This window comes from Antarctobacter sp., assembly GCF_965277915.1.
Taxonomy (GTDB): Bacteria; Pseudomonadota; Alphaproteobacteria; order Rhodobacterales; family Rhodobacteraceae; genus Antarctobacter.
The window spans coordinates 1,733,405-1,751,089 of record NZ_OZ255849.1 but is presented as its reverse complement, the minus strand read 5'-3'; the positions used below and the strand labels follow the sequence as shown (position 1 = coordinate 1,751,089).

Here is a 17,685-nt window from a genome sequence, read left to right as displayed (position 1 = left end):
CCTTGCCCAAGGGCCTACAGGGCGTTGATGTTGCGAACGGCGCGGCGCAGCGTGCTGCGCAGCCCCGACAGGATGCGGCGCCGGTTGGACCGGTAGGTGCCGAAGAAAAACGATGCGCCCGAGATCCGGCCCGTGGGCCGACCGGTCTTTTTCTGGACGCGCGGGGCTGTGCCGAATTCGAACCAGGCCGCGCTGATGCCGCTGCCGGATTTTGCCTTGGCGTAGACGGTGACGACCATCTGGTCGAACTCGTTGCGGCCCACCTGACCGACCGTGATCGACCCCGCCGGGGCCTGCCCCCAGGTCCAGGCGATGTCGACCTTCGCGGCCACCGCCGGGTAGGATAGCGCCAGCATGGCGCGCATTTCTGCCACGACACGGTCCGCCCAACGTTCGATCGCGCGGGTCAGCTTGTCGTGGACTTCGGTTTCCATCGCCCGCATCTTGCGGGTGAACCGCGCGCTATCGACCACGCCGCGCCCGACCGATGGAGACCGCCATGTTCCGAACCGCCCTGACCTGCCTTGCCTTCGCTTCGAGCGCTGCGGCGCAATCCACGCCCGAGGACAAGCTGGCCGTGGCCTGCGCGGGATGGCAGGCCGACCGCCTGATGCTGGCCACGGTCGCGCAGAAGAACGGCGAGATGATCGTGGCCCTCGACAACATCAGCACCGGAAACCCCGGCAAGAAGCTTGCCAGCGCGATGTCCGACAACCTGAACACGATCAACGGCGCGATCGACAAGGGCAGAAACGCCACAGCCACGGTCATGGAAACGGTCTGCCGGGCCGACTAGGCGCTGCGCGCCAGGATCGCGACCTGGTAGGTGGCCGCGCCGCCCGAACCGTTCGCGATCCGCAACTCGTCGGCGCTGCCGCCGGTCACGGTCCCGATGCCTGCGGCGTCCCCCGCCCCGATCATGACGAACCCGCCGGGCTTGATCGGCCCGATGGTCGGCGACGTGCCGCCAAGGAACCCCTCGAAGGCATTGGTGGCGCCGCCGATGGTCAGGTCCGAGGCATTCGCCGTCCCCGTGCGCGGCGCGTTGATGATCAGGATCGCGACGACCTCTGCCGCGGCGACGGTCGCGCCGAACGCATCGGACAGGGCACCCGCAAGGTCGAGATCGTCATTCGACGATTCCGAGACTTCGCGCTCATCCACGAAAACGATGTCGGCCTGGTTCGCGCCGGTCCCGTTGGCGGTGTTCAGAACCGCCTCGACCACGGGCGAGAACTTGTCTGTGCCAAAGTCATTTCCGCCGCGCTGGACGATGTCCATCCGGGCCGTCACGGTTGCTTTCACGGTCATCTGTCTGTCTCCTGTCTGACGGGTGAATTACCCGGTGATTTCCGTTTCGATCTGCACGATCCCGTGCGTGGTGATCCCGTCCGGATCGTCGATCACCCGCGCCAGGATCACGTCGCAGCGCGACAGGTCGTGCGGATGCGCAAGATCGAGTTTCGCCTGGTCGAGGGCGCCCACGATCGCATCGACCAGGTCCTTGCAGGGCACGCGGTCGTATGCGTCGCGGGTCCATGCGTCGATCTGCAGGACGGCCACCCGCCGCTTGAAACAGTCTTGTCGGAGGGGCTCGAAACTCTCGGGCCCCATCGAGATGTAGGGTTTCGGTGTTCGCGGCTCGGGCCGGTCGAGCACTTTCTGACCAACGATCGCGGCAACGCCCGGATCTCCGCGCAGGGCGGCGACAACCGCCACCTGAAGGGCGCGAGACGCGCTCACACCGCCACCCCGCTTTCGACAACCAGGTAGACCCACGCACGGCTGGTGATCGTGTCGACCTCGACCACGTTGTAGACGCCGGCGATCAGCTTGCCGGTGTCCGGGTCGCGCTCTTCCCGCAACGGGTGACGCATCCGCCAGTCGGCCCTGATGCCCCGCGTTCCCGTGGATGAGGCGACGCGAACCTTGAACCGCCGGGTGCCCTCGTTGGCACCGGCCAGGACTTCCTCGTCACCGCGCTGGTAGATGAACTGCGCCGAACGACTGAATTGCTCGACGAATGTCCGCGTCATCCCGCCCGAGTCTTTCGGCGCGGTCACCGGCTTGTCAAAGGCGACGCGCTCTCGCAGCGGCCCCACGCCGCGCCCCTTCACAGCCATAGCCGCCACGGGTTCAGCATGGCCTTGACCTGCCCTGGAATGTCATGGCCGGCATCGCGTCCGGCCAGGAACCACCAGTTCACCATCAGCCGGATGGCCTGCACGATGTCCTCTGGCACGTCATATGCCGTGTCACCGAAGCCGACCACCAGGTCGATACGCACTGCCCCCTTGTCCGGACGCGGGACGGGCCAGGACTCACCATACGGCGGATGCAGTTCGACCGGCAGCCCCGCCGGGATCAGGCGGTACGCACTGGGTGCCAGCGTCTGGTCCACGCCTGCGCCATCCGTGTAGACGACCTGGTCGACACTCTGGATCGGGTCGACCGGCAACGGTATCCCGCCAAATCCGAAACAGTCGCGCGTGAGCCGCACGGTCTGCGTGATGAACCGCCGCTTTGTATAGCCTTCGGCCAAGCTCACGGCGGCAAGGCACAATCCGTCGATCAGGCTGTTCTGGTCGTCCTCATCCGGCTCCAGTCGCAGCTGCTGGCGCAACTTGTCGTCCAGTGCATCCAGAAGGACTGCAGGCTTGGAAATCGTGGTGATCATTCTGCCATCTTTCAGCGGGCCGCGTCACCACGGCCCGCATCGCCCGATCAGGGCGTCACGATCGCGGCGACGGTCGCGGCATCGCTGTCCGACGCGGGCGCATAGCGAGGCGACATGCCCAACACCAGGGCCGCGACATCGGACGTGGCCGTGCCCACGGTCATCGACAGGCGCGCGTGCGTGAAATCGTTCGCCAGGTCGAGGTCGTCGGAATGCAGGTTGATCACCACCTGCTTGTCGTCGTCGCTGCCCGCCTTGGTCAGCTGCGTGATGTCGGTTCCGCTGACATCCTTGGCGCCGGTGCCACTGGAATCGGTCGCCTGTTCGAATTTCGCGTCCAGTGTCGCAGAGGCGCCCAGCGTGCCTGCCATCACGACCCCCATCAGCATCTGGAACGTGCTCATGTCGATCCAGTCTGTGGTGTAGGTCGCGGCGGTGTTGGCGTCGGGGTCGATCACGCCGACAACGGCGGCCAGATCGGAGGGGTTCAGCATTTTCATGGTTCTGTCCTCGGTCAGGAATGAAGGAAGCCCCGCGGCCTGCGCGGACGCGGGGCCGCCGGATCAGGCGCGGGCGGCCAGGGTGACGAAATGCGACTTGGTCGCGTTGCCGTTCTTGGGGCTGACCGGCGCCGACAGGTGCGGCTGACCGCCATAGCGGAAGGTCCAGCGGAACGCCTCGGTGTTGTAGTCGAAGTAGAGGTGGATCGACGATGCGAACTTCACCCCCTCCGACCGGCGCACGCCGTAATAGCCCTTGGGCGAGATCAGCTGGAGGTCACCCTTGTCACCGACGGTCTTGGCGAATTCCGAGAACCGGACCGGGCGGCCCAGCAGGAACCCGCCCGGCGCGCCCGCGAACCCGTTCGGCGGGATCCAGATCGGCTTGTCGCCGATGGTCATGGTCATCAGCTCCGGGATGCAGTCCTGGTTGGTCAGCCAGAACGGGCTGTCCCCCGGCACCGTCATCAGGCGAGAGTACATCTTGACCACGTTGGTGGCATTGATCGTATCCGCCGACTGCCCGCTCTCCTTGGCCACGGTGACCAATGCATCGGAATTGAACCAGCCCAAAGGCTGACCGGCACCGGAACCTTCGACGATGGCCAGGTTCTTTTTCCAGGCAATCGCCATTGCGGCCTTGCGGGTCAGGCGGTTGCGCAGGCGGGCCGCGTCTTCCAGCAGTTCCTCGGACGCCGTCGCCATGCAGTAGAGCTGGTGCAGCGGCACGTTGCGGCCTTCGTCACTCAGCTGGCTGGCGGTCATCTGGTTGCCTTCGGCGCGCCAGTAGGCCTTGATCCCTGCCGTCCCCCAGGGCGTGGTTTCGTCTGCAGCCAGCTTGACCTCGCGCGCGCTGGTCGGCTCTTCGTCGATCATTGACCCGAATTCGTCGAACTCGGTGACCAACTCCCAAACCTCGTCGCGGAAGGCCGGCGGCAGGCTGTAGCCCTCTCCGGACGATCCGCCGCCCTCGTGCGAATTGGCCAGAGCGCCAAGCCGTTCGTCGACCACACCGCCGACACGGCCCGCCTGCACGGCACCGTGCACCGCCGTGGCGAATTCACCCAGGTCGGCGAAACCGGCGGTCAGCGCCGGGTTGGTGTCGTTGACGGTGTTGTGCCCCGCGGGCGCGGGCGTGGGTGCGCCTGCCGGCAGACCCTGCATGGACCGGCGTCGCTCCGCCAGCTTTTCGGCCTTGTCGATGTCGGCGCGCAGGCCCTCGATCTCGTCCTCGATCGCGGCGAACCGCGCATCCTGGTCCTCGGTGAAATCACCGCCTGCGGCCTCGGCCGCCTTGACGATCTCTGCGCCCTCCGCCTTCAGCTCGGCGAGGCGCTTCTTCAGTTGTGCCAGTGTCATGTTGGCCACTCCTTTTTCGCCGGGAATAGTGTGTCCGCCCCGTGGCGCCCGGCGCGCCACAGGTCGCTGCTGCCAGCCCCGCCGGGCAGGTCAGTCGATCAGGGAAAGCCGCGCGCGGGCGACAGAGGCGCGGCGCGGACGCCGGGCCTCTGCCAGCCGCTTCACGGCAGCGTCGAAGGTCTCGACACGGTCGGCCATGCCCAGGCGCACCGCGACGCGCGCGTGATAGGCCCGCCCGCCGCCGAAATGCGCCTCCGCCTCTTCGGGGTCCGCCCGGACCACGTCCTTGCCGACACCGCGATGGCGGGCAACGGCATTGACGAACATGTCATAGGCGTAGCGCGCGCCCTCCTGACGATGGCGGCGCGCCTCATCCGTCAGGGGGCCAAATGCGCCTTCCGCCTTCCGCGCGCCCTCGGAAATGATGGTCCTTGTGACCCCGGCCTTTTCCAGCGCCTTGGAAATATCGTTGTGCTGTCCCAGCACGCCGATCGACCCGACAGTGCCCGACGGCGAGACCACGATCTCGTCTGCGGCACTACCGATCCAGTAGGCAGCCGAGGCCATCATCGTATTGGCCACCGCCACGATCGGGCGTCCGGGACGGCGCGCGGCATAGACCATGTCTGCGGTCTCCGACACCATGTCGACGATGCCGCCCGGGCTGTCCACGTCCATGACGATGGCCGTGGCATTCGGATCTCCCGCCGCCTGCGCAAAGGCCGCCCGGAACCCCTCCAGCGACGCGGCGCCGGACATGCGCGACATCATCCCGCCCCGTGGCACGATGGTGCCGTGAAGGCGCAGGACGTGCACCGTCCCGCCGCGCCCCCTGACCGGCTCACCCGCATAGCTGGCCTTGCGGGGCTCTTCGTCCCAACCACCTTGGCCTTCGGCACGCAGCGCCAGCATATGCGCGATCTCTGCCGCCTTGGCTTCGTCGATGGCCCAGGTGCTGGCAGCCACAGCCGCCAGCACACGCGAAATCTCATGTGCCATCGCGCGCCTCAGAAATTGCCGACCGCGATCCCGTGGATCACGTCGTGTTCTGCCAGGCCCGGCCTGGTGCCGCTCTCGACCTTGAAGGCCTGCTTGATGTTCTTCATCTCTCTTGCCCTTTTCTCTGTTCCGGTTGGTCAGGCGGCGTCTTTCACCAGCTCCAGGCGCGGACGCCCGCGCGATCCCCCGGCCGACGCCCGCAGGAAGGAAATCGACCGGTTGATCGACTCCTGCGAATCCCGCTCGCGTTCGCTGGTCCCCGTGCCCACGGGCACCATGTTCAACGGCTCGACATACCGGTCGCCCGCCGGGCCGATGCTGTTGCGCTTTTCCAGCGCCAGCACGTCGTTGACGCTCAGCCAGCCCCATTGCCGCCCCAGGGCATAGGCCTTGTAGCGTGCCTCCAGATCGCCACGCAGAAGCGTCTCGACGTTGAATTCGAAGTACACGCCCGGCACGCCGATCAGGTGCTTGGTCACGCTGCGCTCGATCAGTTCCAGGATTGGGCGCAGGGTGTCGGTGACGAACTCAAGGCTCTGGTGCTCGATGTTCGAAAACGTTGCCTTGTCCAGCAGGCCCACCTTGTGCGGAGGCACGCGCCAGATGCGCGCAAGGTCGATCCACAATTCCTTGCGGGTTTCCAGGAACTGAGCCTCTTCCGCCGTCAGCCCCATGCGGTGCGGTTTCAAGCCATATTCAAGAAGCGACGGCGTATGCCGGTTCCTGCCTGTCGCCCATTTCCGGATGGCGTCCAGCATGTTCTCCCGGCTTGCTTCGTCGCGGAAATGGCTGTCGGTCGACAGGGCGTATGGCGGCGTTGCATCGTTGGTGAACAGGATGTTGGCGTAGCGCTGCAGCGCGATCCCAACGGCCACGGCCTCGCGCCCGTCCTCAAGAATCGGCGAGGTGCCGCGGATCCCGTCCAGCAGTGGCGGCAACGGAATGTGCCAGACCTCGTCGCGCAGCAGCTTTCGCTCGCGCCCCCAGCGGTCGCGCACGGCGAAACGGACAGATCCATCCGGCAGTTCCTCGACCGTCATCCGCTCGGGCGACGGGTCCAGCCGCCGCAGGCCGACCGTCTGCCCCATGTTGTCAAAGATCCGCTCGGCCAGGAAATCTCCGTGCGCCGCCAGGTCATCGACGATCTGGTAGACAAATTCGAACCCGGTGCGATCTTCGTTCGGGTCCTGCAGCAACATTGCCGCAGGGTGATCGTCAATCCGCTCGACCTTGGTTGCGCTGATCTTGCGGAATGCCCCGTGTTCCAACCCGGCCACCGAGTCCGCTAGGCATTTCAGCGCGCTGCGCACCACCGGGATTTGCCGGGCCCGCTTAACCGTCACGGTCACGTCGATTTCCGATCGGGCCCCGGACATGCCGGTGAACCAGCGGTCGTCGCCCGCGTCCCGCTGTGTCATGTCGCTGGCGGACAGGCCGCCCCGATTGCCCCAAAGCCAGCCCATCATGCCACTTTGTACCCCGCCGGAATCACGATTTCCTTGTCCGACCCGCCCGCCACCGGGTTGCGGCTGATCAGCATGAAGGCGTTCAGCATGGCGATCACCGGGTCGATCTTGGCCCGCCCTGCCGCCTGTTTCGTCACCGTCACCGCCGATCCCCTCTGTTCGATCTTCACGTTGCCCATGCACCAGCCCATGATCGGCTGGCCGCAATGGCGCAGTGTCCCGTCCTTCAGTTTCCGTTCCATGCCCCAGATCGCTGGTGACAGCCTGGCGCCCTGCCCCACGGCGACGACCTGCCCGTCCTCGATCTCGCGCAGCGCCAGTTCATCGACGATGGCCGACACACCCCAAGGGTCGAGGCCAATGGCCCCGGCATCCGGCAGCAACTGAGCGTCCTTCAACCGCTCTGCGACATCGGCCACACCGATCACGTCGCCGGTCGGGTCGTCTTCTTCGAGGATCGTGAGGTCTGCCGCCTCCGCGAAATCCTGCAGGCGCGGCGCGATTTCCTTGCGTTGGCGCAGGACCTCCGGATGCGCCCAGGCATGCACCCAGCCCAACCACTGCCGCGTCTCGGCACAGCGCCCGATCACCGCAGCGCCCAACAGGTCATCCAGCCCGCCGCCGTCGACGCCCATCACCGCCACGTCGCTGCGCGCGATGATCTCGTCCAGCGTCAGGGTCTGATCCCCGGCCTTTTCCCAGAACCGCGCCGCCATCCATTCGCCGCCCAGCCCGACGCCGATCTCGACATTCAGGTGCAGGCTTGCAAACAGCGCCAGTGCCGCGGGCCCGTCCTTCTTGGCTTTGCGGAACTGTTCCTCGAGGAAGGCGGTGGAGACCGAAACGCCGAGGTTCGGATTGACCGCGCCCCAGATGTCCGGGTTTTCCCAGGCCTTGTTTTTCATCAGCTTGGGCGGGAACTCGTACAGCACCGGCAGCAGCGGCGCCTGTTCCTCGCCGTCGCGCACCCGGCGCGCCCAGGAGAGTTCTTTCTTGAACTCGCCCGCCGGCGGTTCCTTCGACTGTGTCGTGATCGTCAGCAGGAACCCCTCGGGCCGCGCCGCGAACCCGCCGCGCAATTCGGCCAGGATTTCCGCCGCCCGGGGCTTGGCGCCCAGGACGTGCATCTCGTCGATCAGGATGCCGCTGGCCTTGGACCCCGTGACCACGTCCCCGTCGGCCGAGACGATGGCCAGCACCGCCCCGGTCTCGATATGCTCGATCCGTTTCAGGTGATCGCGGATATGGAACAGCCGCTCGATCTCGGGGTCGGACTTGATGATCCCCTTGACCGCCCGAAACGAATAACTGGCGATCTGATGCGAGGCCGAGATCAGGTAGAACTCGGCATCCGGGCGGTCGTTCAGCAGGATCGCCACCAGCATGATCGCCGCCGCCGTTGGCGTCTTGCCGTTCTTCTTGGGCACCAGCACGAAGAACTCGCTGATCGCGCGGCTCCGCGTGGCCGGATCGTAGGATCCGAACAGGGCCTCGACCAGCTCGAACTGCCAGGAACTGCAGATCTCCGCAAAGCGCGGTTTCTCCGGCATGTCCGGCATCCGGAACCGCTTGAACAGCGCCAGCGCCTTCGCGGCAGAACGCTCATTCAGGGGCAGGTCCGGAAAAATCGACTCGCCGGCCATCAGCCGGTCCTGCCAGTCAGGGCAGGCCGTCGACCATTCGCTTGGCTGGGCGTTCATCTCAGTGCGGACCGAAACCCGGTTTCAACAGATCGTTTTCGTCGATGGTTTCCGCCGCTGCCCGCCGCCGGGCCTCTTTCTTGCCCTCGGGCGGGCTGTCGTCGCCCGCCGCCTGCATCTTTTCGTGCAGCAGCTGGCGGTCCCGCCGATCCACGATCCTGGTCAGTTCTTTCATGGCCCCGACGTCACCATCGCGCGCTTTCTTGGCCAGCGTCTCTGCCCGCCACAACTCGAACCGCGAACGCTGCATGTCTCGGCGTTTCAGCTCCGAAAAATAATACTTCCGCAGGGTCGGCAGACTGACCCCCAGTCCTTCGGCGATCTCCTGGTCGCTGTAGCCCATCGCCAGGCCCATGATCACCCTGTCGGCGTTTCCTTGCGACCAACGATGGGCAGGCCTCCCACGACGCCCTGACGGCAGCGTGGTGAGGTCCCCAAACAGGTCCCTGGTCAGATTTTCGTCTTCCACAAAAAAATCTCCGCATGGGTAGGGAGCGGGTTTCCCCTTTCGGCCCGAATCAGCGATCCGACCCCCCCTACCCTCCGGCACCGCCGTCAATGGAATTCGACCCGGCGCCCGTATTTTTCTCACCGCCCCGAGTCGATCTCTTCCCGCTGCTTGTCCCGGCTGTGGCACGTCCAGCAGAGGCACTGCAGGTTGCTCCGATCCCAGAACCGCACCTCATCCTCCCGGTGCGGCTCGACGTGGTCCGCGACCAATGCCCGTTTCTCCAACGAGGCAAAGCCACACCGTGCGCAGGTGAACCCAGCTTCCAGCAGCACCTGCCAGCGCAGGTCCTGCCACCGCTTCGAACTGTACCAGGCGCGAGAACGCTTCACCGCAGCGCGGGCCTGGTCCCTTGTCCGATCCATCGTCGACAAGCGCGGGGCAAGGCCGGTCAGCCTGCCTGCCATCGGTTTCAGCCGCGCCATCCGATCTCCTGCTGCACGTATCCAAGGGATGGGGCGCCGCCCAGCCGCTGCAGCGCCCCGGCTCTGCTCGCGCCTGTCGGCTGGCGCGCTCGGGGTATCCCGAAACGAGAAGCGCCCGGCGGCATCTCTGCCCCGGGCGCACTTCTGTTCAGCGGCACTATGTCAACATGAGCGGATCTCAGTCAACCCCCTTTGTCCCACGGCGCCACCGCAGGCAGCGCATCGGTCAACTCGAAGAGGTCGAACGTCACCCCGCGCAACCCGGCCTGCACGTCCATCAGCGCCCCGCGCCAATCCAGATACCGCCGCCGCGCCGCCGCCATCTGAGAGGCCGAAGGCTCCACCGTCACGGGACAGACCGTCACCGCCTTGCGCACCTCGCCGCGCCGCGTCCGATATCGCACCTCGCCGATGACCTCGGTCTTGGCCAGCCTCTGGTTCTGGTTCGCGCCGCGCCAGCCACAGGGCACCATCCGCTGAGGCCCGATGTCCCAGCGCGGACAGGCACAGCAGCGCGCCAGTTCGGCAACCTGCACCGCCACCGACCACGGCACCGACCGCCGCAGCACGCTGACCACGACCTCGGCGTCATGGTGCGGCAGGCTGCGCCCGCCCGACTGATCGACCCGCAGGCACGACCCCGGCTCACCCGTCGACAGCGCCATCGCTTCCATGATCCGCCGGGTCGAGTCGCAGCCGACAGAGGCACCGCCGCCGACCTCGTCGAACTCCAGCGCCGCTTTCTCGCGCGCAAAGGCCCATTCCAGCAGCAGCCGCACGCTGACCCGCTCGCGCCCGTCCGGTCCAATCGGCTGCCCACAGCGCCCGACACCTTCCGCCCGCACCGCCGCGCGCGCCCCGATCCCGCGATAGGCCATCATGCCGACACCCCCGCGCTCATCGCCGCGATGGCCCGGCACCGGTCCACCACGGCCAGCCGCCGCTGGCGCCAGGCCACCTGGTCGGGCGGCAGATCATCCCCGCGCGACAGCTTGCGCTCCAGATCCCGCAGATGGCGGATCGGGTCCTCCGCCTCATCCTTCAGCATCTTGCAGGCATAGGCCGCCGGCCAACGCCGCGTCCGCTTGACCGCCGCCAGCAGCTCCGGCGCCCAGCCCTCGGCAATCGCGTTCTGACCCAGCGCATGTGCAAAGACCGCCCGCACCAGCGGCGAGGCGCTGTCCTCCGGCGGCTGGATCTCTGCGGCCCAGTCCAGGATCACCTTGGCAATCGGGAACCGGTCCTTGCCCTTGCCGCCCGGATGCGCCGCCACCTGTTCCGCCAGCGCTTCCAGGCTGGCCTCGGTCATGTAGGCCAGGCGCTCGCACAGATCCTCGACCATGTCGTCGAACTCCGCCTTGGTCAGGCTGGACGGCTTGGCCAGCCCCAGCCGCTTCAATCCATCGACCAGCACCCGCTTCACACGCGCCTCGCCGTCCTTCTGCTCTGCGGCGTCCATATCGCCCCCTTTCTCAGCCCTTGTCCCGACTTATCCACAGCAACTGGCGCCCGATCCGTGGCGCCACGCCATTCTGTTCTTTTCTTCTGTGTTCTGTTCTTCTCTCCTCTATGCAGCACAGTTCCATTTCGTGCGGACTTGTGGCGCCATGTGGAAATCTGTGTTCGCCACAGATGGCCGGATTTTCCGTTTGTTTTCAGCGCCCCTTGTTCAGACGTCCCTCAGCCGCCGCCGCGCGCAACGCCCGTTCCACCGAATGCTGGATCTGGGGAAAGCGCCGCTGGCCGTGATGGTTGGCCGCAAGCCAGTCGTCGATCCAGCAGACCAGCGCCCAGTCCTTGGTCATCGGCTCGCTGCACCCGCATTGGCGCAGCGTGCCCACCAGCCGCCGCCGCCGCTCCTGCACGGCCTTGTCGTCATTGGCCAGCTTGCGCGCCTCGCGCCGGTCCAGCGCATCCTGCGCCACCTCGATCACCACCGGGTGCCCCAGGACAACACCGCCGTCGTGGCTGTACTCGCGCCACCCATGCAGCGGCGTGATCTCCTGGTTCATCAGCTCGTGCCACTGCCCGTCAGAGATCCGCAAGAGCCGCGCCAGCATCCGGTGATCCACCGGCAGCGACCCGATCGGGTTCTGCTTGCGCGCGTAGAAGAACAGGTTGAGCGCCGCCGCCTGCACCTCCAACGAGGCCGTCAGGTGCAGCCGCGACGACAACCAGCGGTCGTGCCAGAACTTGGTGAAATAGTCGGTCGCGCCGGACGGGTCGCACAACTCCTGCGGATACTCCGGCATGTCCTCCACCTCGATCGGCCGCAGATGCTCTCTCACGCCGCCACCTCGCGCAGCTTCAAGGCCCAGTAAGCCGCCAGCCGCAGCTGCAGCGCATCCTTGGCATCGCCATAGGCCAGCGCATCCCCGGCAAGCCGCGCGTCCAGCAGGGCCTCGCAGGCCGCCCGCACCGGGCCGAGCGCGTCACCCGCAAGCAAGCCCGGCAGTGCCTCGCAGGCCGAGGCCAGCGGCGACAGCAGGTGCGAGTCCCAGGTCATTCCGCCCCGGTTGGCCGCCAGCGCGGCGGCGCAGATGACGAACCGCGCCCGCGGGGTCATGCGTCCACCTTCTCTGGCAGCGTGGCCAGCCAAGCGTTGACTTCGCTGGCAGGGAGGACGCAATGGCCAGGTTCACGCCCCGGCCACGATCCTCGGCATTCTTCCTCCCGATACTTTTCGCGAGCCTCTTCGATCAGAGCCCGGCACCCAGCATTTGTAACGGGGTAAACTGCCCACTCTCCCTCAGATCGTCCGGCATTGCCACCGTACTTGCGAGGCATGTCGTCGATGATCCCGTGAAGAACGTCCTTCCGTGCACCGCGCAACGGCATAAGCCGCCAGTAAGTGTCCGCCCCTCCACTCATCCCGCATCCTCCGCCATTGCCTTCTCGAAAACCGCCACCTGCGCCGCCAGCTCGAACAGCCCGGCAGAGGTCAGCCCTTCATCCCCGCCGACCATGCCGCTCAGCAGCACCTTGTCCGGCGCGGGGCTGTCGGGCGCGGAAAAGACGCCGAACGTCCCCTGCCCGCCCGCCAGCACCAGCTTGACGCGCAGATGCGCCAGCGGCACCACGAGCCGCAGAGTACCCGGCGCGCTCATGACGCCCGCACCCGATGCCAGATCCCCTCGACGGACCGGATCGGCAAGGCATGCGTCGCCGCCACCTCGGACAGGCGCCGATAGCTGCCCTTGCGCCCGATCCGGGCCACCGCCTGGACAACCTCGACACCGAACCGCGCACGCAGGTGATCCAGCGGGTCGGGTTCTGCCTGGACGACAGGCTTGGACGGCACCGCCGCCACCCGCGGCGCGTCCGGCACAGCCGCCACCCGCGGCGTCGCGTCCAGCGGCGGCAGGGCGCCGCGCTTGCGCAGCCGCACCTGCCAGTTGCGCACCGTCGCCACCGAAATCCCCAGCGCCTGGGCGATTTCGGATTGCGTACAGCCCGCCCGCGTCTTTGCGACAATCGCCTCCGCCCGGCGCCGGATTTCCTCGCGCCGCTCTGCGCCGAACTTGATCCCCGCCCGCGACGCGGCCGAGACCACGGCGCTTTCCGTCGCTCCGATTTCGCGCGCGACAGCGGCAGAGGTACACCCTTCCCCGGCCCGCTGGCGGATCAGGTCGATGTCCGACGTGCCCAAACGGTCCGTCGGCGTATTCGCGGCCAATTTCATCGCCCGGCGGTTGCGCCAGACGGTGTTCACCGCCAGCCCCAGCGCCTCGGCGATCTCGCGGTCGCTGCGTCCGCGCGCGTGCAGCAGGCGCAGCCGGTCCCGGTTCACAATGGCTTGTCCCATCAGTCCCTCCTGTTCAATCGGGGCATCACAGCGGATCCCCCTGCGGCGGGCGGTCATCGACCGCAAAGAACGCCTCGCCAAAGTCGACGACGCAGGCCATGCCATCCGGCCCGACCCGCAGCGCCGTCCATTCGCCCAGTTCCGGATGCGCGTAGATTTCCACGACAGAGCCCTGCGACAACATCACCGCCACCCGGCGCTGGCCGAACCTTTCCGCCAGGTCGCGTTTGATCCGGTCACGCGCCTCGCAGCCCTGCACCGCCTGTGCCTGCACGCCGGAAGCCAGCAACAGAAAGGCCCCGGCGGCCATGAGGCACCGCCGGGGCAAGTGCCGCGCGCAAGACGAGGCAGAAGCGCGCGGGGAAGTGACCGTGAAACCAAGGCGCAGGCCGGAAGCATCCTTGGGAGGAGTCTGCACGCCCCCGGCCTGCTGACCGGCGCCATGCCCAAGCGCCGGTATTCCGTGAGTGATGGGCGGGCAGATCATGGGCATCCCGCCAGCTTGGACCGCGCCGCCGTCAGCGCCTCGATCGCCTCGTCGACCTCGACAATCGCCTGCCCCGTGTCGCGGGCAGAGTCCGATTGCTGGGCGGCAAGAATGGCCGCCACGGCCTCGCCGGATTCCTTGCTGATGACCCCGGCATGTTCGAACAGATGGCCCGAGGCCCGGTCCCTGTCCGGGTTCAGCCGCCGCGCCATCATCCGCGTGACCGGATAGCGCCCGGCCGCATCCTCCAGCGCCCAGACATAGGCCAGGGGCCACTGCAACTGCCCGCTCAGGTACTTGGACAGGGTGCCCTTGCCGACCTGACCGCCAAGACGGGCATTGATCGTCTCGGCGGCCGCGTCGAGGCAGCCGAACGTACCGTCGATCAGCGCCGACATGGCGGCATTGATGGCCCGCGCGTCACTCATCCGGAAACCTCGTTTCCTGTGCAGGCGTGCGCAATGCAGTCAGGCTGCTTGCATGGGACAGACAGACCGACATCGTGTTGACGAAACCAAACCACGGGGCGAAGACTACGGGCGCGCCGGGATGCCCCCCGGACACGCCCAACCACATGACGCCACAAGGAAAACGTCACATGGAAAGAGACGAAGACATCGATCCAACGGTCGCCAAACTGACCGCCGAAATGCTGGGCATGAAGCTGGTCCTCTCGAAGCTGATTGCACAGGTGGCCCAGGACTACGAAGACCCGACCCGCTTTGCCACGTCGGTCACTTCCCCGCTGAGGGGACTGGCGGACGCGGCTCAGCCGGACGATCCCGCCGCAACTCACATCACGAACGCCCTTTGCGACCTCGCGGACTTCCTCGAAGAGAGTTCGACAAGCTAGATCACACATCCCGGCCCCCATTACGCCTGACGCACGTTATTTCGACACCCCGCGCCGCTTCCCGCGACCGCGACTCTGCAGCCGCAATCGCGCGCTCCCATTTCAGCCGCGCCTTGCGCCGCGCAACCTCGGATCGGTACCGGATCACGCGCGCCGCAAGCCAAGCAGCACCGAACCCGGCGAGCGCGCCGACCAGAACGGCAAGGAAGAGGAAAGCAGCGAAGGCGGCGGTCATGCGGCAGTCTCCTGCTCATTGTCCGGATCAGGAACCCAAGACTCGGCCGGAACGGCCCCGCCGGTCAGCCGATGAATACGAACGGCCAGAACCAGTCCGGGCACTTTCTTGCCGCCCAGCAGGTCACACAGGTAACCGGGGGAGATTTCGAGCCGGCGCGCCCAGGCGGCCTGGCTATCTCCGGAGTTTTTGATGAAGTCAGCGAACATCTTGCGAAACTTCTCACACAGAGAAGATTGACCCGTCAAGGAGGGAATTCTTTGTCAGCGAATATTCTCTCCCAGCGTATTGCTCGGAGCGCCCAGCCAAAGGACAAGGCGCGCATGGGCCCGATTATCCTCAAGCAGTTGAAAACGCTGCGCATGACGCAGACCGCGCTGGCCGAAAAGGTCGGGATCAGCGCTGGCTATCTCAGCGAACTGATTTCGGGCAAGAAACAGCCCTCCATGTCGACGCTCAGCGCGATCGCCGAGGCGCTGGAGATCTCGACTGCCGAACTGCATGGCGCGCCGACACCCTCGTCGGGTTTCCAGGAACCGACAGAGAGCTTTGTGTCACCCGTAAAGGAGACACCGGCGGACCTGCGCAAGGCCCTGATGGAACAACCGGGCCATGCCTCCTACCGCGTGAACCGTGCAGCGTTGCCGTTCGGGATACTGGCGGGCGACATCATCATCCTGGAACTCGGAAAAAGCGGCCAGTCCGGCGATCTGGTGATAGCGACCCGTGTTGATGACCAAGGCGCCGCCGAGACCTTCCTGGCGCGGAAGATCGCGGAAACCTTTGTTCTGCCCGATCCGCAGGACGCGCCTCTAAAGTCAAACGGCGCCGCAACTATAACCGTTATGGGCCGGGTTTCAGCCGTCTTCAGGAGTGCGTCTCCGACGTCCCGCTAAGCGCCTTTCGCGCAGCCGACATGCTGTCAAAGACCCCTCCCTCGACCCAGTAGCGACCATCGCCGATGTCGCGCAGCTCACGCCCATAGCGCACCTCGACAATCCGACCCGGCGCCTTACCGCCACCAGGCGCGGGGACGGCCCTGCGCTCTGCATCGACGGTTTCCGCGATAAAGGCGACCGCGCGCGCGACGTGCGCCACCAACGCCAACATCAGACCACCCACCAACGACGGAACGGCCGCCATGATGCCCGGCAACGGCTCGCGCTCGCCCAGGCTCAGCGCGATCAACACGCCGCCACCGGCGACCGTCAGCCATCCAGCAAGCTCGATCAACGCGGACAATTTCCGCAACCCCTCAAACATGAGACCCTCCTGAAAATCACATGGGCGACGGTAGCGAGGCACCTGTCACCGCTCAACGATTCGCCCCAAGCTCGCGCGATATTCTCTTGTGGCGAACATTTCTCTTGACGCGAATATTCGCTGTCAGCTAACTCTGCCCTATCCCACCCCGGCCACATCCCCCGTGATGCACCCGCCGGGACACCCCGCGCGCTTCACGGCGTGCCCTTGGATGGAGGCCCACATGGCAGAAACAGTTTCCAGCACCGGCGACAACCGCACGGCGAACAACGCAGTCAGGCACCAGTACCGCAAGCTCTCTGAGGCCGAGAAAGCGCAGATGCAGCGCATCAAGGACATGGGCGCGGCGCTCATCACCGAACTGCATGTGATCGGCGGCACCGACCCCACCCTAGACCGCTTCGCCTCCCGCGACCTGTCGCTGGCAAACACGCACATCGAGGACGCTGTCATGCGCGCCGTCCGCCACATCACGCAGTGAGGCAGCCCACATGCAACGCATCCCCCGCGACTTCACCGCCGACCTGATCGTGCCGCCCTCGGGCAAGGTCCACCGCATCACCGCCATCGACGCATGGCTGCGGCCCGGGGATCGCGTGATGGGCACGATCTTCTCCCTCGTCGCCGCCACCGTCCTGATCACCACGCGGGTCATCACCTGGCGCATCCTGGCCGACTGGCCCGCACTGTCGGCCCCCGAACGCTGGGCGGGCGGGATCTTCAACGGCGCGCTCTGGACGATCTGTCTGCTGCTGATAGCCGCCGCGAGGGCCCTGACATGAGCGCCCTCACCCGGCAAGACGCCGACCCGCTCTGGTACGCCCGCGCCGTCCTGGCCGACATCGCTGCCCAGGACACGGCCACCGTGATCGAGGCCTGCCGCCAGATCGAGCGGCACAGCACCGACAATGCCGAACGCAACGACGCCCGCGCCCTGCGAGACCGGCTGGAACCCGGCACCACCCCGCCGCCTCTGTTTCACAGCAAGCGCAGAGAACGCGAAGGGAGCAACTGACATGACCACCGCCGAGGCCCGCAAAATCCTCGCAGCCCCCGCGGACCACGACGACGCCACGATCCGCGACGCCGCCTGCCTGCTGATCGACGCCGGCGACCCCGAGGACACCCAGAAAGCCCGCAGGTTCGTCAGCTTCGGCCTGCGCCATCAGAAAGGGACAGCGCAATGACCGACGCGACGATGACGATCACCGGGCCAGACGGGCAGACCTCGGAACCCTTTACGCACAAGGACATGATCGGGGCCATTGACGTCGCGAAGGAAAGCAACGACCCGCACTACATCAAGGCTGCCGCACTGGTGATCCGCGAAGGGAAGTGCAGCACCTCCTATGTCCAGCGCGAGCTGGGGATCGGCTACAACCGTGCCGCCCGCATGGTCGAGACGATG

At 66.5% G+C, this 17,685-nt stretch carries 30 protein-coding genes and 1 pseudogene; 8 read left to right on the top strand and 23 right to left on the bottom strand.

Annotated elements, in window-relative coordinates; genetic code table 11:
* Positions 1–14: 14 nt before the first annotated feature.
* On the bottom strand, positions 15–473 hold the full coding sequence (locus ACQY5B_RS09485; RefSeq protein ID WP_420325465.1) for a hypothetical protein: 459 nt from the start codon (positions 471–473) through the stop codon (positions 15–17).
* A gap of 26 nt (positions 474–499) precedes the next feature.
* Here ACQY5B_RS09485 and ACQY5B_RS09480 point away from each other — a divergent pair, with 26 nt between their 5' ends.
* Entirely contained in the window at positions 500–796 is a 297-nt protein-coding gene (locus tag ACQY5B_RS09480) for a hypothetical protein (protein WP_420325466.1), read from the top strand.
* On the opposite strand, the gene ACQY5B_RS09475 is transcribed toward ACQY5B_RS09480, so the two are convergent.
* The 19 genes from ACQY5B_RS09475 to ACQY5B_RS09385 form a co-directional block, all read right to left on the bottom strand.
* On the bottom strand, positions 793–1,311 hold the full coding sequence (locus ACQY5B_RS09475; RefSeq protein WP_420325467.1) for a hypothetical protein: 519 nt from the start codon (positions 1,309–1,311) through the stop codon (positions 793–795). The genes ACQY5B_RS09480 and ACQY5B_RS09475 overlap by 4 nt on opposite strands.
* A 27-nt stretch (positions 1,312–1,338) precedes the next feature.
* A complete protein-coding gene (locus tag ACQY5B_RS09470; RefSeq protein WP_420325468.1) occupies positions 1,339–1,743 on the bottom strand; it encodes a DUF3168 domain-containing protein in 405 nt (134 codons plus the stop codon).
* Positions 1,740–2,123, bottom strand: a complete 384-nt coding sequence (locus ACQY5B_RS09465) for a phage head completion protein (RefSeq protein ID WP_420325469.1) — start codon at positions 2,121–2,123, stop codon at positions 1,740–1,742. The genes ACQY5B_RS09470 and ACQY5B_RS09465 overlap by 4 nt, the downstream gene beginning before the upstream one ends.
* Positions 2,114–2,677, bottom strand: coding sequence for a head-tail connector protein (locus ACQY5B_RS09460; RefSeq protein ID WP_305972681.1), 564 nt, complete (start codon positions 2,675–2,677; stop codon positions 2,114–2,116). The genes ACQY5B_RS09465 and ACQY5B_RS09460 overlap by 10 nt, the downstream gene beginning before the upstream one ends.
* 47 nt (positions 2,678–2,724) lie before the next feature.
* A complete protein-coding gene (locus ACQY5B_RS09455; RefSeq protein WP_420325470.1) occupies positions 2,725–3,177 on the bottom strand; it encodes a hypothetical protein in 453 nt (150 codons plus the stop codon).
* 63 nt (positions 3,178–3,240) lie between these two features.
* On the bottom strand, positions 3,241–4,536 hold the full coding sequence (locus ACQY5B_RS09450) for a phage major capsid protein (protein ID WP_420325471.1): 1,296 nt from the start codon (positions 4,534–4,536) through the stop codon (positions 3,241–3,243).
* Between the two features lie 90 nt (positions 4,537–4,626).
* Entirely contained in the window at positions 4,627–5,535 is a 909-nt protein-coding gene (locus ACQY5B_RS09445; RefSeq protein ID WP_420325472.1) for a S49 family peptidase, read from the bottom strand.
* Between the two features lie 137 nt (positions 5,536–5,672).
* Complete coding sequence (locus tag ACQY5B_RS09440) at positions 5,673–7,001, bottom strand: phage portal protein (protein ID WP_420325473.1); 1,329 nt, start codon at positions 6,999–7,001, stop codon at positions 5,673–5,675.
* Positions 6,998–8,701, bottom strand: a complete 1,704-nt coding sequence (locus ACQY5B_RS09435; RefSeq protein ID WP_420325474.1) for a terminase large subunit — start codon at positions 8,699–8,701, stop codon at positions 6,998–7,000. Before ACQY5B_RS09435 ends, ACQY5B_RS09440 begins: the two co-directional genes overlap by 4 nt.
* A 1-nt stretch (position 8,702) precedes the next feature.
* The gene (locus ACQY5B_RS09430; RefSeq protein ID WP_420328667.1) at positions 8,703–9,056 is read right to left on the bottom strand and encodes a hypothetical protein; all 354 of its coding nucleotides are present in this window, start codon (positions 9,054–9,056) and stop codon (positions 8,703–8,705) included.
* Positions 9,057–9,289: 233 nt separating this feature from the next.
* Positions 9,290–9,634 (bottom strand): HNH endonuclease, encoded by a 345-nt coding sequence (locus ACQY5B_RS09425; RefSeq protein WP_420325475.1) that lies wholly within the window; start codon positions 9,632–9,634, stop codon positions 9,290–9,292.
* Between the two features lie 182 nt (positions 9,635–9,816).
* On the bottom strand, positions 9,817–10,515 hold the full coding sequence (locus ACQY5B_RS09420) for a hypothetical protein (RefSeq protein ID WP_420325476.1): 699 nt from the start codon (positions 10,513–10,515) through the stop codon (positions 9,817–9,819).
* Entirely contained in the window at positions 10,512–11,093 is a 582-nt protein-coding gene (locus tag ACQY5B_RS09415; RefSeq protein WP_420325477.1) for a hypothetical protein, read from the bottom strand. Before ACQY5B_RS09415 ends, ACQY5B_RS09420 begins: the two co-directional genes overlap by 4 nt.
* Positions 11,094–11,289: 196 nt before the next feature.
* Positions 11,290–11,922, bottom strand: coding sequence for a hypothetical protein (locus ACQY5B_RS09410; protein WP_420325478.1), 633 nt, complete (start codon positions 11,920–11,922; stop codon positions 11,290–11,292).
* Complete coding sequence (locus ACQY5B_RS09405; RefSeq protein ID WP_420325479.1) at positions 11,919–12,200, bottom strand: hypothetical protein; 282 nt, start codon at positions 12,198–12,200, stop codon at positions 11,919–11,921. Before ACQY5B_RS09405 ends, ACQY5B_RS09410 begins: the two co-directional genes overlap by 4 nt.
* A gap of 301 nt (positions 12,201–12,501) precedes the next feature.
* Positions 12,502–12,741 (bottom strand): hypothetical protein, encoded by a 240-nt coding sequence (locus tag ACQY5B_RS09400; RefSeq protein WP_420325480.1) that lies wholly within the window; start codon positions 12,739–12,741, stop codon positions 12,502–12,504.
* Positions 12,738–13,439: a sigma factor-like helix-turn-helix DNA-binding protein gene (locus ACQY5B_RS09395; RefSeq protein WP_420325481.1), complete on the bottom strand. Its 702-nt coding sequence runs from the start codon at positions 13,437–13,439 to the stop codon at positions 12,738–12,740. Before ACQY5B_RS09395 ends, ACQY5B_RS09400 begins: the two co-directional genes overlap by 4 nt.
* A gap of 25 nt (positions 13,440–13,464) precedes the next feature.
* Positions 13,465–13,749, bottom strand: coding sequence for a hypothetical protein (locus ACQY5B_RS09390; RefSeq protein ID WP_420325483.1), 285 nt, complete (start codon positions 13,747–13,749; stop codon positions 13,465–13,467).
* Positions 13,750–13,922: 173 nt separating this feature from the next.
* Complete coding sequence (locus tag ACQY5B_RS09385; protein ID WP_420325484.1) at positions 13,923–14,354, bottom strand: hypothetical protein; 432 nt, start codon at positions 14,352–14,354, stop codon at positions 13,923–13,925.
* Positions 14,355–14,524: 170 nt separating this feature from the next.
* On the opposite strand from ACQY5B_RS09385, the gene ACQY5B_RS09380 reads away from it, so the two are divergent.
* Positions 14,525–14,779, top strand: coding sequence for a hypothetical protein (locus ACQY5B_RS09380; RefSeq protein WP_420325485.1), 255 nt, complete (start codon positions 14,525–14,527; stop codon positions 14,777–14,779).
* A 1-nt stretch (position 14,780) separates the two neighbouring features.
* Here the strand turns inward: ACQY5B_RS09380 and ACQY5B_RS09375 are convergent, their stop codons facing one another.
* Positions 14,781–15,014 (bottom strand): hypothetical protein, encoded by a 234-nt coding sequence (locus tag ACQY5B_RS09375; protein WP_420325486.1) that lies wholly within the window; start codon positions 15,012–15,014, stop codon positions 14,781–14,783.
* A complete protein-coding gene (locus tag ACQY5B_RS09370) occupies positions 15,011–15,223 on the bottom strand; it encodes a hypothetical protein (RefSeq protein WP_420325487.1) in 213 nt (70 codons plus the stop codon). The genes ACQY5B_RS09375 and ACQY5B_RS09370 overlap by 4 nt, the downstream gene beginning before the upstream one ends.
* 114 nt (positions 15,224–15,337) lie before the next feature.
* Between ACQY5B_RS09370 and ACQY5B_RS09365 the strand changes: the two genes are divergently transcribed.
* Positions 15,338–15,910 carry a helix-turn-helix domain-containing protein gene (locus tag ACQY5B_RS09365; protein ID WP_420325488.1) on the top strand — a complete coding sequence of 191 codons (573 nt, stop codon included), beginning with the start codon at positions 15,338–15,340 and terminating at the stop codon, positions 15,908–15,910.
* Here ACQY5B_RS09365 and ACQY5B_RS09360 read toward each other — a convergent pair.
* Positions 15,882–16,277, bottom strand: coding sequence for a hypothetical protein (locus ACQY5B_RS09360; RefSeq protein ID WP_420325489.1), 396 nt, complete (start codon positions 16,275–16,277; stop codon positions 15,882–15,884). The genes ACQY5B_RS09365 and ACQY5B_RS09360 overlap by 29 nt on opposite strands.
* Positions 16,278–16,500: 223 nt before the next feature.
* Between ACQY5B_RS09360 and ACQY5B_RS09355 the strand changes: the two genes are divergently transcribed.
* The 5 genes and pseudogenes from ACQY5B_RS09355 to ACQY5B_RS09335 form a co-directional block, all read left to right on the top strand.
* A complete protein-coding gene (locus ACQY5B_RS09355; RefSeq protein ID WP_420325490.1) occupies positions 16,501–16,758 on the top strand; it encodes an Acb2/Tad1 domain-containing protein in 258 nt (85 codons plus the stop codon).
* A gap of 10 nt (positions 16,759–16,768) precedes the next feature.
* The gene (locus tag ACQY5B_RS09350) at positions 16,769–17,059 is read left to right on the top strand and encodes a hypothetical protein (protein ID WP_420325491.1); all 291 of its coding nucleotides are present in this window, start codon (positions 16,769–16,771) and stop codon (positions 17,057–17,059) included.
* Entirely contained in the window at positions 17,056–17,292 is a 237-nt protein-coding gene (locus tag ACQY5B_RS09345; RefSeq protein WP_420325492.1) for a hypothetical protein, read from the top strand. The genes ACQY5B_RS09350 and ACQY5B_RS09345 overlap by 4 nt, the downstream gene beginning before the upstream one ends.
* Before the next feature lies 1 nt (position 17,293).
* On the top strand, positions 17,294–17,464 hold the full coding sequence (locus ACQY5B_RS09340) for a hypothetical protein (protein WP_420325493.1): 171 nt from the start codon (positions 17,294–17,296) through the stop codon (positions 17,462–17,464).
* Positions 17,461–17,682: pseudogene (locus tag ACQY5B_RS09335) on the top strand (DNA translocase FtsK); the annotation flags it as partial. The gene ACQY5B_RS09340 and the pseudogene ACQY5B_RS09335, both read left to right, overlap by 4 nt.
* Between the last annotated feature and the right edge of the window lie 3 nt (positions 17,683–17,685).

Excerpts from the sequence above, each read along its gene's own strand:
- ACQY5B_RS09480 (WP_420325466.1), top strand. The coding sequence starts at position 500 with ATGTTCCGAACCGCCCTGACCTGCCTTGCCTTCGCTTCGAGCGCTGCG.
- ACQY5B_RS09415 (WP_420325477.1), bottom strand. The coding sequence starts at position 11,093 with ATGGACGCCGCAGAGCAGAAGGACGGCGAGGCGCGTGTGAAGCGGGTG.
- ACQY5B_RS09420 (WP_420325476.1), bottom strand. The coding sequence starts at position 10,515 with ATGATGGCCTATCGCGGGATCGGGGCGCGCGCGGCGGTGCGGGCGGAA.
- ACQY5B_RS09350 (WP_420325491.1), top strand. The coding sequence starts at position 16,769 with ATGCAACGCATCCCCCGCGACTTCACCGCCGACCTGATCGTGCCGCCC.
- ACQY5B_RS09380 (WP_420325485.1), top strand. The coding sequence starts at position 14,525 with ATGGAAAGAGACGAAGACATCGATCCAACGGTCGCCAAACTGACCGCC.
- ACQY5B_RS09450 (WP_420325471.1), bottom strand. The coding sequence starts at position 4,536 with ATGACACTGGCACAACTGAAGAAGCGCCTCGCCGAGCTGAAGGCGGAG.
- ACQY5B_RS09370 (WP_420325487.1), bottom strand. The coding sequence starts at position 15,223 with ATGTTCGCTGACTTCATCAAAAACTCCGGAGATAGCCAGGCCGCCTGG.
- ACQY5B_RS09390 (WP_420325483.1), bottom strand. The coding sequence starts at position 13,749 with ATGGCCGCCGGGGCCTTTCTGTTGCTGGCTTCCGGCGTGCAGGCACAG.
- ACQY5B_RS09425 (WP_420325475.1), bottom strand. The coding sequence starts at position 9,634 with ATGGCGCGGCTGAAACCGATGGCAGGCAGGCTGACCGGCCTTGCCCCG.
- ACQY5B_RS09430 (WP_420328667.1), bottom strand. The coding sequence starts at position 9,056 with ATGGGCCTGGCGATGGGCTACAGCGACCAGGAGATCGCCGAAGGACTG.
- ACQY5B_RS09400 (WP_420325480.1), bottom strand. The coding sequence starts at position 12,741 with ATGAGCGCGCCGGGTACTCTGCGGCTCGTGGTGCCGCTGGCGCATCTG.
- ACQY5B_RS09455 (WP_420325470.1), bottom strand. The coding sequence starts at position 3,177 with ATGAAAATGCTGAACCCCTCCGATCTGGCCGCCGTTGTCGGCGTGATC.
- ACQY5B_RS09475 (WP_420325467.1), bottom strand. The coding sequence starts at position 1,311 with ATGACCGTGAAAGCAACCGTGACGGCCCGGATGGACATCGTCCAGCGC.
- ACQY5B_RS09395 (WP_420325481.1), bottom strand. The coding sequence starts at position 13,439 with ATGGGACAAGCCATTGTGAACCGGGACCGGCTGCGCCTGCTGCACGCG.
- ACQY5B_RS09460 (WP_305972681.1), bottom strand. The coding sequence starts at position 2,677 with ATGATCACCACGATTTCCAAGCCTGCAGTCCTTCTGGATGCACTGGAC.
- ACQY5B_RS09435 (WP_420325474.1), bottom strand. The coding sequence starts at position 8,701 with ATGAACGCCCAGCCAAGCGAATGGTCGACGGCCTGCCCTGACTGGCAG.
- ACQY5B_RS09375 (WP_420325486.1), bottom strand. The coding sequence starts at position 15,014 with ATGACCGCCGCCTTCGCTGCTTTCCTCTTCCTTGCCGTTCTGGTCGGC.
- ACQY5B_RS09440 (WP_420325473.1), bottom strand. The coding sequence starts at position 7,001 with ATGATGGGCTGGCTTTGGGGCAATCGGGGCGGCCTGTCCGCCAGCGAC.
- ACQY5B_RS09405 (WP_420325479.1), bottom strand. The coding sequence starts at position 12,200 with ATGACCCCGCGGGCGCGGTTCGTCATCTGCGCCGCCGCGCTGGCGGCC.
- ACQY5B_RS09355 (WP_420325490.1), top strand. The coding sequence starts at position 16,501 with ATGGCAGAAACAGTTTCCAGCACCGGCGACAACCGCACGGCGAACAAC.
- ACQY5B_RS09385 (WP_420325484.1), bottom strand. The coding sequence starts at position 14,354 with ATGAGTGACGCGCGGGCCATCAATGCCGCCATGTCGGCGCTGATCGAC.
- ACQY5B_RS09465 (WP_420325469.1), bottom strand. The coding sequence starts at position 2,123 with ATGGCTGTGAAGGGGCGCGGCGTGGGGCCGCTGCGAGAGCGCGTCGCC.
- ACQY5B_RS09445 (WP_420325472.1), bottom strand. The coding sequence starts at position 5,535 with ATGGCACATGAGATTTCGCGTGTGCTGGCGGCTGTGGCTGCCAGCACC.
- ACQY5B_RS09345 (WP_420325492.1), top strand. The coding sequence starts at position 17,056 with ATGAGCGCCCTCACCCGGCAAGACGCCGACCCGCTCTGGTACGCCCGC.
- ACQY5B_RS09340 (WP_420325493.1), top strand. The coding sequence starts at position 17,294 with ATGACCACCGCCGAGGCCCGCAAAATCCTCGCAGCCCCCGCGGACCAC.
- ACQY5B_RS09365 (WP_420325488.1), top strand. The coding sequence starts at position 15,338 with ATGGGCCCGATTATCCTCAAGCAGTTGAAAACGCTGCGCATGACGCAG.
- ACQY5B_RS09360 (WP_420325489.1), bottom strand. The coding sequence starts at position 16,277 with ATGTTTGAGGGGTTGCGGAAATTGTCCGCGTTGATCGAGCTTGCTGGA.